Source organism: Bacillus sp. Root131 (genome assembly GCF_001429475.1).
In the GTDB taxonomy this organism is placed as follows: domain Bacteria; phylum Bacillota; class Bacilli; order Bacillales; family Bacillaceae_G; genus Bacillus_A; species Bacillus_A thuringiensis_S.
Genome location: NZ_LMJQ01000001.1, coordinates 2,378,685 through 2,393,807, shown reverse-complemented (window position 1 = coordinate 2,393,807; position 15,123 = coordinate 2,378,685). Strand labels below are relative to the sequence as shown.

Here is a 15,123-nt window from a genome sequence, read left to right as displayed (position 1 = left end):
CACAAGATTCTTATTTAAACTCTCTTTATTCCATACCACTTATCCAATAACATCTTTTCTCTTTCCCTTGAAATACCTGCTTTTAATTCCCATTCGTCCACACTCTTCATCCACTCATACACATCTGTAACTGTATGTTCTAAACTTCTAAAAGTAAGTCCTTCTTTAATAGCTCTTTCAATACAAATAGAAAAACCACCTTTCCACGGCTTCGTCTCACCTTCTAATGAAAAAGTTTCAGGAAGCCATAAAGGCATCTCTGTCCAAGGCTGCACTTTATGTTCATTCATAAACGATTCATCTACCCAAACGAATGCAGCATCGCTATTCGTAACCTTTTTACACGTATTTAATAGTTCTTCCATCGTCAATTCATCATTCGGACCTGTTATATTGAATGTACCTGCTTTATTATTTTCTGCCATGTTGAGTCCAAAGCTCGCGACATCTTTTATATCAACTATTTGCACTGGACGATCTTTTCTTCCTGGAACTAACACTTTACCTCCTTTTGCTACACGCTGAATCCAGTATGGAAGCCGATCTGTATAATCAAACATCCCTGAAAGAAGTCCTGCTCTTACGTGTAAAACACACCTCGGCCAATACTTCTCTGCTTCTTTTTCACATAATACTTTCAGCGCACCATAATGCTCATAAGGAGAAACTTCACCATTCTCTACAGCCTTTATTTGCTCTTCCGTCGGTTCAGGTTGTAATATATAGTCTTCTTTTATGTCATGCGGAATCCAATCTTTATATACGGAAAGGCTTGAGATGAATATATAATGTTTTATATTATTTTTTAAGACATCTCCAATATTCCGAATGTGATGCGGAGAAAACCCACACGTATCTACGATAACATCCCATTTTCGATTTTCTAAACTTGATACATCACCATTTCTGTCACCGATTAAATGTTCCACTTCTGGAAAAATTTCATTGTTTGTTCCACGATTGAATATTGTAACTTCATGCCCTCTTTTCAACGCCTCTTCTACAACAGCTCTTCCTAAAAATCGTGTACCACCTAGTATTAAAATTTTCATGGTTCTCCCCCATTCATCATTAAAAATCCTTTCTTTTGTTAAACGATTTTTTGCTCTTAAAAGTTACGGGTGGAATGCAGATTTTCACTATAATCTTAGTTCTATAAAATAAAAAGTAATTATTAGCGCTCATTCTTTACCTTTACACAATCTCCCCATCAATTAACTCAATAATTCTATTACACTTATTCGCTACCTCAATATCATGCGTTACAATAATAATCGTTCGTCCTTCTTCATTCAGTTGTAATAGTAGATCCATAATTTCTTCTCCTGTTTTTCTATCTAAATTCCCTGTCGGTTCATCAGCCAAAATTATTTCTGGTTCGCCTACTAACGCTCTAGCAATTGCGACGCGCTGCTGTTGTCCACCTGATAACTCGTCCGGTGTTTTATGCATATGTTCTTTTAAACCTACTTTTTCTAAATAGAACTTCGCCTTATTTTCTCTTTCTCGTTGCTTTAACTTTCTATATGTGAGTGGTAGTGCTACATTATCCAGTACAGTATGTTCTTTTAACAATGCAAAATATTGAAAAATAAATCCAATCATTTCATTTCTTGTTTTATGAACTTTATTCGCTCTAATTTCATTTAATGGTTTTCCATTTAACGTATATTCACCCTCATTTGGCATATCAATTAACCCTATAACATTTAATAGCGTACTTTTCCCCGACCCTGATCGACCCATTATCGCTATAATTTCGCCCTTATTTATCGTTAAGTTTATACCATTTAACGCGAACGTATTATGGTTCTTGTTACTATACATCTTCTTAATGTCTTTCAATTCAATTAAACTCATTATTCCATCCCACCTATTAATGTTTTCGGTTCAAGTTTTCTAATAAACAAGAAGACAATGAGATTTGAAATAATGATGATCACTAATAAGAATAGGAATACAAATAATAAAATAGGCATATTTAAATTTATTTCGCGTACAGATGCCATATCAAAGTCCTTCGAAACTTGCAGATGATCCTCATATCTCCATAAAAAGTAAACTATCGATAAAAACTTACCAACTATCGCAATACATATGTTTTCTAATACAATTTGAATGAACATCCCAAACTTACTTTCTCCAAGGACCATCTTAATACCAAATTCCCTCTTTCTCATCATGATGGAAACAATTGTCGTTACGACAATTCCCGCTATTATAAATAAAATAAATAGACTTCCTACTATAAGATCGATATTTTCCGTATCCATACTACTAGTAACGGCTTCATTTATTTCTCCTCCTAAATTTTTCAAGTACAACGTAACGTCGCTTCCCTTCAGTTGAATCATTTCTTGTAGTTTGTTTACATCTGCGTCTCTTTTTAAATTCATAATTGTACTTTGATGTAATCTTGAAAACATTATTTCATAATGTTCATATCTATCAATTGGCATGGGTGATAGCATAGCCTTATCTAATTTCTGGTATATATTCGCTCCGTTACCATTTATAATGAATTTATTTTCCGGCAAAAATCCAATAATCGTATATTGATTATTGATTGTATCCCCTATTTGAAAATATTTCTTAAAGTAAGGACCTAGTAAAACATTCGTTTTCTCTTCACTATTTTTTTGGAAGTCTTGATAAGAAAAGCCTGTTCCAGCTTTTATAGGTATATTCAGTAATTTATAATAATTTTCATCTATTGTAATTATAAGAATAGTAGGGTTTTTATCGCGAAAAGTTTTATTTTTCAATTCTTCTAACATAATTTCTTGGAGCAGTCGATTGCTTGATTCTAGTTCGATTATGCTCTCTTCGTATGTACCATACGAAATCACATCTTTATTTTGCTGCATTTTTTATAAACTTCTTCGATTTGCCCTTTATTAAATTGATCTGCCTTCAGCCTATCAGTAGTCATCTCATCATAAGTGATAAAATATGTACTTTCTAAATCTAGCAACGAGTTGGAACTGTTTCCAAGATAGTGAAAATTACAAAGCATATTAATGGAAAGGGTTATTGCCGCTAATCCAAACGTGAATTGTATTAAGAGAAATATGGAAATGAGCAATCTATTTTTCAAAGCCATAAGAGCACTTTTTAGTCTCATCTTATTTACTCCTTTAACGCTTTAGCAGGTTCAATTTTAAGTATTTTGAAAAATGGTATTACAGCGGTGATGAACGAAATAAACAAGGAAATTACTACACTCATCACAACTTTGAAAACATCTATATGAATAGTAAAACCCATTACATATACTATACTTTTATTCATTGTACTTAAAATCCACTGCATACATATCGCACAAATGACTGCAACGATTGCGCATATGAATAATTGGCTAAATATAAATACAAATAAATTCAAATTGCTTGCTCCCAACGTTTTCCTTAAGGAAATACTCTTCTTCTTCGTGTAAATCCAAAAATAACTCGCAATTATACAGTTCATTACAGCAATAAAAAGTAGACTGTACGGAAGAGTAAGTTGTGCTCTCATAGCTTTATTCGAGCTTTTTTCGTTCTCATAATTCTCTTTTTCATTTATCACTTTCGCATTTGTATCAGTTCTATTTTGCTTAACATACCGAATAAATGTATCTATTTCTTGTTTAGGATTTTCGTTAGACCTTACTATCATTTCAAATGTATTTTCATTTTGCATACGTCGCTTTATCTCATCAGGCATGTCACTTAAGCCGACAAAAACATTGTAGTCATATGCGTATCCGGTATTCGCAGCGCTCACGCCTTTAACTCTATATTCTCTACTAAACAGTTTTATTGTTTCAGATTCTTTATAAATTCTCTTTCCGACAATTACACTATTTTCTTCCCCATCTTCCATATGAGAACCCTTTATTAAAGGCGGAGACCAATTTTTATTTATAAGACCAACCATCGTTACTTCACCTATGCCTGGCAGTTTGGTTCTCATATCATTTGTAATAACACTTGAATTCTTAAAACTAGTTTCTGTTATCGCTTGGATTGCTTTAAAATCCAATTCCCCAAAACTAGTAAGCTGAATAGCATAGTAATATTTAAAATAACCATTTTTATACTCATAAAATTTTTCATCGTAATAATCTCGAATCGACATCGCTATAAGTATGGGCAGAATTGTTAAAGTAAATCCAATAAATAACATAATGAATATTTTTATGTTCACTGCTATTTCTTTTAATATTAGATTCATATACCCTCCAAACGTCAAAAAGATAAATATCCTTTTTGACAAATTCCATATAAACGCTGTACTTATCAAAAAAACTTAAAATATTATTCTGTTTCCTTAAGCCATCAAGAAATGCACATTAGCTTTTAATTCGTTTTTCATACACACTTCATCCCCTTTCTTTAAAAGATTTTTAGTATGCGGCTTCATTATACATAGAAAAATAAAGGTTAAAATCAAGCCTTCGAAATCTTAACATTTTTTTACGCTATATTTATTTTCCAGTTAACTTAATGACATTAAGTTATTTTCCCATCTCCCTTTCTATGTAAAATGCCATATATAAAGGCGGTATGAGATCTCATACCGCCTTTATATCTTAAATTTAATTGTTTTGTAAGTAAGGAAGAATATATTTCACAATCAATTCCCATCTATCCCGTGCATTCGGTATAATTTCAGAAGCAATTACTACAACCAAATCCTGCTTCGGAATACAACAAATCATATTCCCACCATCACCCATAGCACAGTATGAAAAGATTCCATCTTCTTCTCGTAACCACCATAAGTAACCATATTGATTTGAATTCATCGCTATTGATTCTATTATCCATGATTTTGATAGTATTTGTTTTCCATTATGAATACCTTCATTCAAATACATCTGTGCAAACTTCGCCATATCCCTAACCGTTAACGTTAGTCCCCAACCGCCTGTTGAAATACCATTTGGATCGTGAACCCATCCTTTCACATCTTTTCCGAATAGGTCATCAAATCCAAATGCTTTCATATTATAGTTTGGAATTTCTCTCATATCGAGTGGTTGAAATAAGTATTTGTTTGCAAATTCACGAGCACTTTTTCCTGTTGTGCTCGTAATAATTGCTGATAGTAAATGAGCTCCTGCAGATGAGTATTTAAAAGATCCGATTTCTCCGCCGTTCCCCATTCTATTAAGTGTATACTGTACCCAATCCTCTTGTGTACATAGTTCTTCTAACGGTTCCTGCCAATCCGTAAAAGGATATGGTGCTGTCATTGTAAGGAGGTGTCGCACTGTTATGTCAGATGCCTTAAGTGTATATTCAGGGAAAAACTCTATTACTTTTTGATCAACGCTTTTTATATAGCCCTTATCTATACATATCCCAATTAACGCAGAGATTATCGTTTTTGTAACTGACGCTACATGAAATGCATCATCTGGACCGTGTCCGTTATAATATTTTTCAAAAATAGCATTCTCTTTCTGTACTACTAACATACCATTCATATTTTTATATTCTTCTTTTATAATTTGATCTAACTTTTCAGCAGTTTTCATCATTCATTCCCCTTTAACCTATAATTAAAAAGGTTCGATCGGTACATATATATCAACTATATGTTTATTTTCCGGGTGCCGTCTTGGGTCATTTTTATACATTTCAAAAGGATACGAATCTCTCGGTTTATATCCGCTATTAGGAAGCCACTCACCGTATAAGAAATCCCATGCTCCTTTATATTCATCCTGGAATATTTCAAAATGACCTACCGCATACTTTCCAGAAGGTATTACCATTATTCCAATGTCGCTCGTTTCTACTGGGGACCCCTCTGGAATTTTTATACATAAACTTGTTCTTAAATGATTTTCTTCAGTAAATTCATGATGATCGTGGTAAATGGTTAATACTTTCGTATCCTCAAATACATGACAGTTTTCCTTCGCTGCGTAATGAAATAATTTCTCTATCATTTTTGGAAAAGCTATCGTTAACTCTTCATATGTACCGATATGCCTTATGTATGCGACGTGTATATCGTCCGCTGTTACAATTTCAACATTTCCTCGAACCTTCTTACACTTATTGTATTGAGAAGCTCTCCTTACGTCTTTGCAATTCTTGCTATTATCGTTTCGATATTGAGATGGACTTATTCCGTAATGACTTTTAAATGTGCGGGAGAAAACTGCTGAATCTGTAAACCCGAAGTGATACGCAATATGTGTAATCGTCATATCTGTGCGATATGTAAGTAGATTTGTTGCCCTTTCGAACTTCAATCGGTTTACATACCGTGATAATGGCTCGTCTAATATCCCCTTGAAAATCCGATGAAAATGAAACTTTGAAAATCCTGCTATATCCGCTAGCTCTTCAATGGATAGTGAATCATTTATGTGTGATTCTATATAATCTTGCACTTTATAAATGCGTCGTAAGTATTCATTTCTACTTTGTTTACTCTCCATATTTTTATCTCCTCACAACAAAAAGGCTACCGTTAAGCTAGCCTACTTTTACACATTTTTCAAAAACAAAACTCTACTACCGCCGTTCCCATCATAATTTGTATGTACCGATACACCCTCTACCTCATCATCCCCGGCCTCAATTCGAAAACCGATTTCTTGATGAAACTGTATCGACTTTTTGTTAATTGGTGACGTAATTGCTTTTACAACTTTACGATTATTTGCACGAGCGATATCAAAGAAATAAGAATACAATGTCGATGCGATTCCTCTTCCTCTATACTTCGGATTGACACCGATAAAATGAACATATGCTTCATCTTTATATGTTTGTGAAAAGAATCCACATAAGAAACCTAACGTTTCGCCATCTTCTTCAATGATAAAACTCGTTTCTTGAAAATGAACGAAGAATAGTTTTGGCAACATAGCAGCCATATCTCTACCGCCCCACCAATCATTTAAAACAGAATGAATCTTTACATAATCTTCCCCTTGGATGTTTCTTACTTGCATATGTTTCTCCCTTTCACTCACTTCATTTTTTCATAAATTTTAATAACCGTTTCTACTAAAAGGATGAATACCCATATTCCACAAAATACAAGAACAGACTGAAATATCGATCCAATTATCATAACACCAACTGCACCTGTTATTGAAAAAGATATTCCACCAAGCCCTGGATCCTGTATAAATGCTCCAGCAGAAAAAGCGGTTATAATTGATACTATTAAATAAATAACACTCATTATTTTTAATATTTTTATAGAAAGATACGAAGTTTGTTCTTTCTCCACTTGTGATAATTCGATTTCCCCGCTCGCAATTCCTTTTTGCAAACAGTCCTCACATAAAAATTCTTCCTTAATTTTTTTACCCCCATGTATTGTACCCGTTATCTCTTTACACCTTGAACATTTTCGATTTATCATGTTGTTACCACTCCAATCTATTAAGATTATACTTATATCATTCTACATTTACCTTAATATCCCTTTTATGTATTTTATAGAGAAAGGTCGTGTTTTATGATTTCAAAACTTACGTTTGGCTCGAAAAAGCGTACCGTTCATTATGTATTAAGACCTAGTTGTTATGCAGTTATTTTCCATTCATCTTCTTCAATGATTGCTGTTATCCAAAAAGGTGACCGTTACTTTTTACCTGGTGGCGGTATGGAAGGTAATGAAACAAAAGAAGAATGCTTGCACCGTGAACTACTAGAGGAATTAGGATGGGCAATTAAAATTGATCAGTATATCGGTAATGCGGTTCGATATTTTTATGCAGAAAAGGAAGATACATATTATTTGAATGATGGATTCTTTTATATTGCGAACATGGTGCAGAAACAAACTGAAAACTGTGGGGAGGATCATGTTTTACGATGGATGTCTCCATTACTTGCTGTTAAGCTTCTCATTCACGCTCATCAAAAATGGGCGGTTGAACAAGCACTTTTATTACGAAAACAAAAATGATCTCCTTCTATATGAAAGAGATCATTTTTACTATTAACTGACTTTTTTCAAATTGAAAGCAGGCTTTTTGATTCCGCCTTTTTTTACAACATATAAGCCGATGAAGATAATAAGTCCGCCAACGAGTTGCATCATATTAATTTGCTCTCCAATTGTAACTGCCGCAAAGATAACTGCGAACAATGGTACGAGATACATATAAACCATTACTTTCGTTGAGCCTATTTGACTAATACCGACATACCACATTGATAGTCCGAAGATGGTCGCAAAGATGATTGAATATGCTAGTGAACCCCAGCTTGGCGTATCTACTGGCCATGTTAAAGAGTTTACGTTGAATAAACAGTATATAACAAGTGGTACAATTCCAATTAAAGTAGACCATGATGTAACTCTCATTGCGGAGTATTTTGTAATAAGAGGTTGCGCTAATATTGGATACCATCCCCACGCAATTGCTGCGACTAATCCAATTACATTTCCGAGCCACGCATATTCGTAAGTAGCTCCTCCTGTATGTCCTGTTAATAAAACAAATGCTGCACCAATAAACGCTACTATTGAACCAATTTGTACTTTCATCGAAAAACGTTCTTGTTTGTGCAATACTGCTAATATCCCTGTAAATATAGGTGACATCGCAATTAATAATGAGGCGTTCGTTGCTGAAGTGTATTTCACAGATAGCATAAACATCGTTTGATACATTGCCGTTCCAACTATACCGACTACTACTAATCGTAACCAATCTTTTCTTTCAATACGTAATGAGCGTTCCATCATAAATGTAATAAGTAATAAGACCGGTGATGCTACTAAAAATCGTAAACTATTAAATTGAATGGATGACATATATGCCACGCCATACTTTCCTATTGTATAATTTGCTCCCCATACTAACGCTACTGATACTAGGAGCCATTCCATTTGCCATCTTTTCATCCGAATCTCCCCTTCCATATTTAGCATAGTAAAATTGGCTGGATATAGCACCGTCCAATTGGCTGTTTTTTTACCCAGCCAATTTGTTATACTTAATGTATATAAGAGATACGGAGGCGTTTGTATGGAATGGAAGCTAGATAGTGACAGTAAAATCCCTATTTATCAGCAAGTGGTTGACTTTATTGAAAAACGTATTACATATGGAGAACTTCCTCCAGGAAGCTTCCTCCCTTCAGAACGGAAATTAGCTACGCAGTTAAATGTAAACAGAAGTACAGTAACGACTGCTTATAATGAACTTCGTGCTATGGGAATTGTAGAAAGTACGACTGGTAAAGGTACACGTGTGAGTACACATATGTGGGGCGTTTCTCCAACATTAACGCCGAACTGGAGAAATTTCGTAGAAGGTGGTACTTTTTTACCAAACTTACCACTACTTCGCCATATTCGGGCAGAAGTACAACAAAATGAAAATATTATAGATTTCGCTAATGGAGAACTCGGTTGTAATCTTTATCCTCACGATCAACTACAAACGATTTTACGTGAACAACCGTTAACGCATTCATTAAGTTACGATCATCCGCAAGGCTATCTCCCGCTAAGACAAGCGGTCGTAAAATATATGAAAGAATATTTAAAAGTTGAGGCGACTGAACAATCCATTATGATTACATCCGGCGCTCAACAAGCACTGCACCTTATCGTGCAATGTTTATTAAATCCAGGTGATGCTGTTGCTTTCGAAAGTCCTTCACACTGTTATTCCCTGCCGTTATTCCAATCAGCAGGTATTCGTATTTTCCCATTACCTGTCGATGAACACGGCATTAATCCAGACGATGTACAAGAGCTATACAGAAAGCACCGCATTAAAATGATTTTTTTAAATCCAAATTTCCAAAACCCTACGGGGACGATGCTTCATCCAAACCGTAGAAAAAAACTATTATCACTTTGCGCAGATTTACGAATTGCAATCGTTGAAGATGATCCATCTAGTTTGCTGACGCTAGAAAAGAAACAACCTTGTCCTACTTTGAAATCAATAGATGAAAATGGAACTGTCATTTATGTACATTCTTTATCAAAAATGATTGCGCCAGGATTACGAGTCGGTTGGCTTGTCGCCCCGCAGTCTGTCGTAGAGCGATTATCAGATGCACGGCACCAAATGGAATTAGGAATGAGTATTTTCCCGCAGTGGCTTATGCAACAATTTTTTGAAACTGTACCATTTCAGTCTCATATCGTACCGTTACGAAAACAACTAGCAGAAAAAAGAGACGTTATCGTTCGTGCCCTAAACGAGCAACTTCATGATAAAATCTCTTTTTCAAACCCTACTGGTGGTATATACATTTGGGGGAAATTAAAAGAACCTATAAACGAAAAACAAATCATTATGCAAAGTTTAAAACAAGAAATTGCTTTTATGCCAGGTAGTATTTTCGGTGCGAAAGATGGTTATATACGTTTATCTTATGGAAAAGTGGATATTGATCAAATTGAGGAAGGTATTTCTCGTTTACGCGAGGCTATTTTGGTATGTGAAAATAACTTTAAATAAAGCTTTCTCGTTTGACAAAACCTAAATCTACCATTATTATCAACTCGAACCTATTTATAGGAGTGATAAAATGAAGATTTACGTTGATGCAGATGCTTGTCCTGTAAAAGATGTAATTATTTTTGAGGCTACGAATGTGGAAATTCCTGTTACCCTCGTTACTAGCTTTTCACATTATTCTAATGCAGAGCAGCCAAAAGGTGTCGAAACAATTTATGTTGATTCTGGAGCAGATGCTGCGGATTACCGGATTATGCAGTTAGCAAAAAAAGAAGATTTAATCGTAACGCAAGATTACGGTCTTGCTTCACTCGCTTTAGCAAAAGGCTGTATCGTACTACACCATAAAGGCTATAAGTATACGAATGACAACATTGAACAATTGTTACAAACACGGTATTTAAGTGCAATGGTTCGAAAAAGCGGTAAGCGTACAAAGGGACCGAAACCATTTACAGCAGAAGATAAAGAGAAATTTAGAGCGCTCTTTAAAAGTATGATCGCTCATTAAAGATGAACCTTCTTTTCGCAAGGAAAACTTCGCAACACAAAGAAGAGAATATCCAAATGAACATTCTCTTCTTGAGGTTTACCCGTTTAAAATGAAGGTAAATTATCTAAGTTATTTTCCTTTATTCCATCAGGTTCACTACGTATAATATCTCTGCCATACTTATGAAATACGTCTACATGAGCTAACTTCCCTGATTTTGCTTCTTCAAGGGCAGTCATATAATCTAACTCTCTCCCGCTACTTGTTTTAAACGCAATTAAATCACCATCATCATTTTTACGAACAGCAACAATTTGTTCTGCTCCTGAATTAACTTCATGGTCTACTTCAAATTGAGCTTGTTCTTCTCCTTGATGTAAGTAATCATTATAAACTTTTTCAAAGTCTTTTTTGTCCATAACATTCACCTCCAACACATTTTTTAGTATGGTTGGGAGGTGTTGGTTTTATGTACCTTTTTATTAACTTAACAAGACTTTACTACTCCAAATATATAATGCAAATCATAATTTTATCCTAATATAAATTTTTTTTATAAACCCTCTACTTATTAATTTAAGGTAAATTTAAGTGTTAATATTTTCCTAACAACCTTATAATTTAATATATCGAAACAAAATTTGAAATGGGGAATGGTTAAGATGAATATAGATTTTAATCGTTTAACTAATATTTGTTTAGAGTTTCAACAATCTAGATTTTATGTTACTAGAATTCCTAAAGATTTCTTATCAATTGCTCAAAAACGTTTTTCTATACCAACGGAAGATCAAATTGTCGCTTTTTTAAGTTGTAATTTATTAGGATCAGGCAAGTATGGTGTTTACTTTACGAGTTCGGGTTTATACTGGAAAAATTGGTTATTAGGTAAAGGAAATTTGAAATGGGAACAATTAAATAAAGTGCAACAAATTGAAATTGATAAAGATGGTTTCTTATCTTTTGATGCACAAAAAAGTTTCAATATTAACGGGAGTGACTATCCCCCACTATTATTTAAAGAATTGCTAATAGCTCTTACGAATTCATTCCAAAATTCAAAACAACAGGATATACATCCAATTATAAAAATGGATGAGATAAAATCTATTTGCTCTTTATTTGAAACGCACAATGAATTATTAGAACCTGATAATGGATTATTTGTAGACACTCATATTTCAGAAAAAAAGTTAAAAGCAATTGAGGCACGATTTATCATTCCAAAAGAAGAACAGATCATCGCTTTTTTAGATACATCTGTTCTTGGGAATATGGGGAAAGGATCGGATGGGGTATTAATTTGTCAATCAGGTATATATTTTAGAGAAGCTTTTGTACACTTATATTTCCCATGGCATGTTTTTAAAAACATCCCTATTACTTTAACTTCGGATGAATTTGAAATTGGGAAAGGAAATATATTTCATCTTCTACATGCTAGAATGCCTAGTCAAGATATTCTATTATTCATCAAGAATTTAAAACAGTACGTGAATAGTTTATATGAAGAACAACCACAATTACATATTTAATACACTCGTGTATAGTTAAGTCTAAAATTTCAATTCAACTAAAAAACCGATTATTTTTGTAGAGGGCCTACAAGTATAATCGGTTTTTTACTCTTATTCTTTTCTTATATTCCTATTTTTAATACCTACGCAACCCTTTCAAAGTCTCCAATATATCCTCTGTAAAGGCTGTACTACCCTCTGTCTCTAAAACTCTAAAATATAAACTTCTTAAGAAAGCTCTAATATTTTGTACTAAAATATCATATTGAGGATGCGGGATGTCTTCAACAATTGCTATACTATGTAACCAGTTGCTCCACTCTTCTTCAGTTAAAAGATTTTGGTTACGTAACGACATAATTGGTGCTACTAATCTCTCATCCTCAAAGTGAATGTATACGTAGTCATGTAAGCGTACCTTCTGGCGAACAGCAGCTAGTATTGCATATGAGAACTCACGATTTTGGATTGTACGTGCTAAAGCATCGAGCGCATCTGCTGCATGTGCAGTAGAGTGTGCCCAGCCTTTTCCTTCTACGTAGCCTCTTACATCTTCTTCTAAATATACATATTCCAGCACTTGTTCTGCCACACTGTACAGTTGTTCTTCAGATAACAATGGTTCTCTTTCATGAACAGATAAAATAAGTGGTGGAATTAATACAGAAAATGCACGTTTAAAGACAGAATCTGTTCCCTTTTCACCAATTTTATAAAATAAATAATCAGGGCTAATTGCTTGCAGCATTAATCCTCGTAATTCTTTTTGTCTAAACACATCATTTGTAATCCATTTGTGAAGCGTACTATAAATTAAATCATCGCGTAATTCAGCATCAGTTGACCCGATATAATCTAACATCCACTGTGCATATGGATAAGCATCTACGTCTTCTGGTACAGCATAATTATTATTTTTAATTTGTAGTAGTTCTTCTTTTAGTTCTAGTACTTCATTCATTATATTTCTTGTCCCCTTTTTGCGTTTTTTATTGTCTTATCCCCTTTTATTTGCTTCATAAAATTAATTTAATTATAACAATAAACAAAAGGCTATACATATATTTCTGATTATGTAATACGCTCATTCATGAAATATAACTTCTGGATTTCCTAAATCACTATTCTGAAATACAACATCCGCACAACTTTTCGGATTATGCTCATCTATATACATCTTACAGGCCGCATGATATCTGTTTAAAAACATTTTCTCAGCTTCTTCATAACTTCCAAAAGCCTCAGTCTCGCGCTTTGCACCACGTTTTCTCGCAATCTCAAAATCTGTATCTACAAAGATTTTGTAATCAAATAAATACTCAACGTCTTTTTTCAATAGAAATGTTCCATCTACTATGAGTACCATATTGGGTTGAGCCATTAACGGCTCATTATGTACAGGAATATCCGTTTTTAAATTATGAGAGATCGTTTCATACTGTAAATTCCCATTAGGTCCTAAAGGTTTTAATAACCTTTCTTTGAAAGCTGTATAATCGTGTGCATCTTCATAATACCCTCTTGCAGATTCTTTACCTTGTGTATAACGAATCACTTTTGAGTTATGAAAATCGTCAATGCTAGCGCACGTTACTGGTAACCCTCGTTTTTTTATTTCTTCCGCTAATTCGTTTGCAAATGTTGTTTTTCCTGATGCTGTAATACCGCTTACTCCAACTCTTGTTGGGTGCGTTAAATTTAACATTAAAATATGATTAGCAATTTCTTTTATACATTGTTTTCGGTTCATGATATTTCTCCCTTCATTTAGTTTACATAACAAAATTATAATTAACTTTTATGTCACTATTTGTCGGTAAGTCGATATCCTTTGTCGAATCGTTGATATATTGAAAAAATCGTTGATATATTTTAAGTTATGATAGATATATTTGAAAAATCGTTGATATATTATGATTGGCTTACTTCCCCTTAAACCCTCGATATAAAGCAGTCCGTAACTCTTGTTTGTATTCTTCAATTTCTGGCATATCGAGCTCTTCTGCCAGCCTGATAGCTAATTCAATATCATACGGTACTCGTACGAGTTGAATAGAAAAGCTCGCTGCTTCTTTTTCATTGTAAGTTCCTTCAAATATTAAATAGGAAGCTTGTGTTATTTCAAGTGGGTTTCCTACGCTACCGGCATTACATAACGTTTTCCCTCTGAAATTTTGAACGAACGCTTGGTGAACGTCACCGTAACAAACGACATCTGGTTTTCTTTCCCCTTCTATATTCTCTGTGAGCTCACTATTTTCGAACATACTAATACGCTCTTCTCTTGAGGCATGTGGTTGAATTCTTTCATATAAACTTCTCGGTGAAGCGTGGAACATACGGATCAGTTTGCCGCTCATAAAAAATTCGATTGAAAATGGTAAGCTTCTTAAATAGTCATTTTGTTCTTCCGATAATTGTTTTTGATGCCATTTTAACGTTTCAAATTCAGTCGGTTTTGTAATGAAATCATCCCAGTTCCCCATTACAACTCCTTCACATTCTTTACGAATGATTTCAATCACTTCGCTAGAATGAGGACCTTTTCCGACTAAATCTCCAAGACACACGACGCGCTCGATTCCTCTTAATTTAATATCTTGCAGTACAGATTCTAATGCTGGAATATTACCATGTATATCTGAAATTACCGCTATTTTATCCAA

At 34.1% G+C, this 15,123-nt stretch carries 16 protein-coding genes and 1 pseudogene; 4 read left to right on the top strand and 13 right to left on the bottom strand.

Annotated features, from left to right (window positions below; all coding sequences use genetic code 11):
- Window positions 1–14 precede the first annotated feature (14 nt).
- The 8 genes and pseudogenes from ASE54_RS11970 to ASE54_RS11935 form a co-directional block, all read right to left on the bottom strand.
- Window positions 15–1,052, bottom strand: a complete 1,038-nt coding sequence (locus ASE54_RS11970) for an SDR family oxidoreductase (protein ID WP_000697750.1) — start codon at window positions 1,050–1,052, stop codon at window positions 15–17.
- A gap of 142 nt (window positions 1,053–1,194) precedes the next feature.
- The gene (locus tag ASE54_RS11965; RefSeq protein WP_000052371.1) at window positions 1,195–1,860 is read right to left on the bottom strand and encodes an ABC transporter ATP-binding protein; all 666 of its coding nucleotides are present in this window, start codon (window positions 1,858–1,860) and stop codon (window positions 1,195–1,197) included.
- Window positions 1,860–3,124 (bottom strand): annotated as a pseudogene (locus ASE54_RS11960) (ABC transporter permease). Before ASE54_RS11960 ends, ASE54_RS11965 begins: the two are co-directional and overlap by 1 nt.
- Window positions 3,125–3,129: 5 nt before the next feature.
- Complete coding sequence (locus ASE54_RS11955; RefSeq protein ID WP_001048976.1) at window positions 3,130–4,215, bottom strand: ABC transporter permease; 1,086 nt, start codon at window positions 4,213–4,215, stop codon at window positions 3,130–3,132.
- Window positions 4,216–4,579: 364 nt separating this feature from the next.
- Entirely contained in the window at window positions 4,580–5,524 is a 945-nt protein-coding gene (locus ASE54_RS11950; RefSeq protein ID WP_014895287.1) for a serine hydrolase, read from the bottom strand.
- 24 nt (window positions 5,525–5,548) lie between these two features.
- Window positions 5,549–6,439, bottom strand: a complete 891-nt coding sequence (locus ASE54_RS11945) for a GyrI-like domain-containing protein (protein WP_000444274.1) — start codon at window positions 6,437–6,439, stop codon at window positions 5,549–5,551.
- Window positions 6,440–6,487: 48 nt separating this feature from the next.
- A complete protein-coding gene (locus tag ASE54_RS11940; RefSeq protein WP_001198085.1) occupies window positions 6,488–6,958 on the bottom strand; it encodes a GNAT family N-acetyltransferase in 471 nt (156 codons plus the stop codon).
- 17 nt (window positions 6,959–6,975) lie between these two features.
- The gene (locus tag ASE54_RS11935) at window positions 6,976–7,377 is read right to left on the bottom strand and encodes a DUF3980 domain-containing protein (protein WP_000610481.1); all 402 of its coding nucleotides are present in this window, start codon (window positions 7,375–7,377) and stop codon (window positions 6,976–6,978) included.
- 96 nt (window positions 7,378–7,473) lie between these two features.
- Here ASE54_RS11935 and ASE54_RS11930 point away from each other — a divergent pair, with 96 nt between their 5' ends.
- Entirely contained in the window at window positions 7,474–7,926 is a 453-nt protein-coding gene (locus ASE54_RS11930) for an NUDIX hydrolase (protein ID WP_000624006.1), read from the top strand.
- A 33-nt stretch (window positions 7,927–7,959) separates the two neighbouring features.
- Here ASE54_RS11930 and ASE54_RS11925 read toward each other — a convergent pair whose 3' ends face one another.
- Window positions 7,960–8,871: a DMT family transporter gene (locus tag ASE54_RS11925; protein ID WP_000832992.1), complete on the bottom strand. Its 912-nt coding sequence runs from the start codon at window positions 8,869–8,871 to the stop codon at window positions 7,960–7,962.
- Between the two features lie 124 nt (window positions 8,872–8,995).
- Between ASE54_RS11925 and ASE54_RS11920 the strand changes: the two genes are divergently transcribed.
- Both ASE54_RS11920 and ASE54_RS11915 read left to right on the top strand, forming a co-directional pair.
- The gene (locus tag ASE54_RS11920) at window positions 8,996–10,447 is read left to right on the top strand and encodes a PLP-dependent aminotransferase family protein (RefSeq protein WP_000454934.1); all 1,452 of its coding nucleotides are present in this window, start codon (window positions 8,996–8,998) and stop codon (window positions 10,445–10,447) included.
- Window positions 10,448–10,517: 70 nt separating this feature from the next.
- Window positions 10,518–10,958: a YaiI/YqxD family protein gene (locus tag ASE54_RS11915; protein ID WP_000708771.1), complete on the top strand. Its 441-nt coding sequence runs from the start codon at window positions 10,518–10,520 to the stop codon at window positions 10,956–10,958.
- Window positions 10,959–11,044: 86 nt separating this feature from the next.
- Here the strand turns inward: ASE54_RS11915 and ASE54_RS11910 are convergent, their stop codons facing one another.
- The gene (locus tag ASE54_RS11910) at window positions 11,045–11,359 is read right to left on the bottom strand and encodes a DUF3892 domain-containing protein (RefSeq protein ID WP_000358166.1); all 315 of its coding nucleotides are present in this window, start codon (window positions 11,357–11,359) and stop codon (window positions 11,045–11,047) included.
- A gap of 243 nt (window positions 11,360–11,602) precedes the next feature.
- Here ASE54_RS11910 and ASE54_RS11905 point away from each other — a divergent pair, with 243 nt between their 5' ends.
- On the top strand, window positions 11,603–12,475 hold the full coding sequence (locus ASE54_RS11905) for a hypothetical protein (RefSeq protein ID WP_001017805.1): 873 nt from the start codon (window positions 11,603–11,605) through the stop codon (window positions 12,473–12,475).
- Between the two features lie 118 nt (window positions 12,476–12,593).
- Here the strand turns inward: ASE54_RS11905 and ASE54_RS11900 are convergent, their stop codons facing one another.
- From ASE54_RS11900 to ASE54_RS11890, 3 genes are all read right to left on the bottom strand, one after another.
- Entirely contained in the window at window positions 12,594–13,418 is an 825-nt protein-coding gene (locus ASE54_RS11900) for a DUF2785 domain-containing protein (protein WP_001006698.1), read from the bottom strand.
- 123 nt (window positions 13,419–13,541) lie between these two features.
- Entirely contained in the window at window positions 13,542–14,207 is a 666-nt protein-coding gene (locus ASE54_RS11895; RefSeq protein ID WP_001080476.1) for a uridine kinase, read from the bottom strand.
- Window positions 14,208–14,379: 172 nt separating this feature from the next.
- Entirely contained in the window at window positions 14,380–15,123 is a 744-nt protein-coding gene (locus ASE54_RS11890) for a metallophosphoesterase family protein (RefSeq protein ID WP_000357646.1), read from the bottom strand.

Coding starts and splice junctions, on each gene's coding strand:
- ASE54_RS11970 (WP_000697750.1), bottom strand. CDS start 1,052: ATGAAAATTTTAATACTAGGTGGTACACGATTTTTAGGAAGAGCTGTT.
- ASE54_RS11965 (WP_000052371.1), bottom strand. CDS start 1,860: ATGAGTTTAATTGAATTGAAAGACATTAAGAAGATGTATAGTAACAAG.
- ASE54_RS11955 (WP_001048976.1), bottom strand. CDS start 4,215: ATGAATCTAATATTAAAAGAAATAGCAGTGAACATAAAAATATTCATT.
- ASE54_RS11950 (WP_014895287.1), bottom strand. CDS start 5,524: ATGAAAACTGCTGAAAAGTTAGATCAAATTATAAAAGAAGAATATAAA.
- ASE54_RS11945 (WP_000444274.1), bottom strand. CDS start 6,439: ATGGAGAGTAAACAAAGTAGAAATGAATACTTACGACGCATTTATAAA.
- ASE54_RS11940 (WP_001198085.1), bottom strand. CDS start 6,958: ATGCAAGTAAGAAACATCCAAGGGGAAGATTATGTAAAGATTCATTCT.
- ASE54_RS11935 (WP_000610481.1), bottom strand. CDS start 7,377: ATGATAAATCGAAAATGTTCAAGGTGTAAAGAGATAACGGGTACAATA.
- ASE54_RS11930 (WP_000624006.1), top strand. CDS start 7,474: ATGATTTCAAAACTTACGTTTGGCTCGAAAAAGCGTACCGTTCATTAT.
- ASE54_RS11925 (WP_000832992.1), bottom strand. CDS start 8,871: ATGAAAAGATGGCAAATGGAATGGCTCCTAGTATCAGTAGCGTTAGTA.
- ASE54_RS11920 (WP_000454934.1), top strand. CDS start 8,996: ATGGAATGGAAGCTAGATAGTGACAGTAAAATCCCTATTTATCAGCAA.
- ASE54_RS11915 (WP_000708771.1), top strand. CDS start 10,518: ATGAAGATTTACGTTGATGCAGATGCTTGTCCTGTAAAAGATGTAATT.
- ASE54_RS11910 (WP_000358166.1), bottom strand. CDS start 11,359: ATGGACAAAAAAGACTTTGAAAAAGTTTATAATGATTACTTACATCAA.
- ASE54_RS11905 (WP_001017805.1), top strand. CDS start 11,603: ATGAATATAGATTTTAATCGTTTAACTAATATTTGTTTAGAGTTTCAA.
- ASE54_RS11900 (WP_001006698.1), bottom strand. CDS start 13,418: ATGAATGAAGTACTAGAACTAAAAGAAGAACTACTACAAATTAAAAAT.
- ASE54_RS11895 (WP_001080476.1), bottom strand. CDS start 14,207: ATGAACCGAAAACAATGTATAAAAGAAATTGCTAATCATATTTTAATG.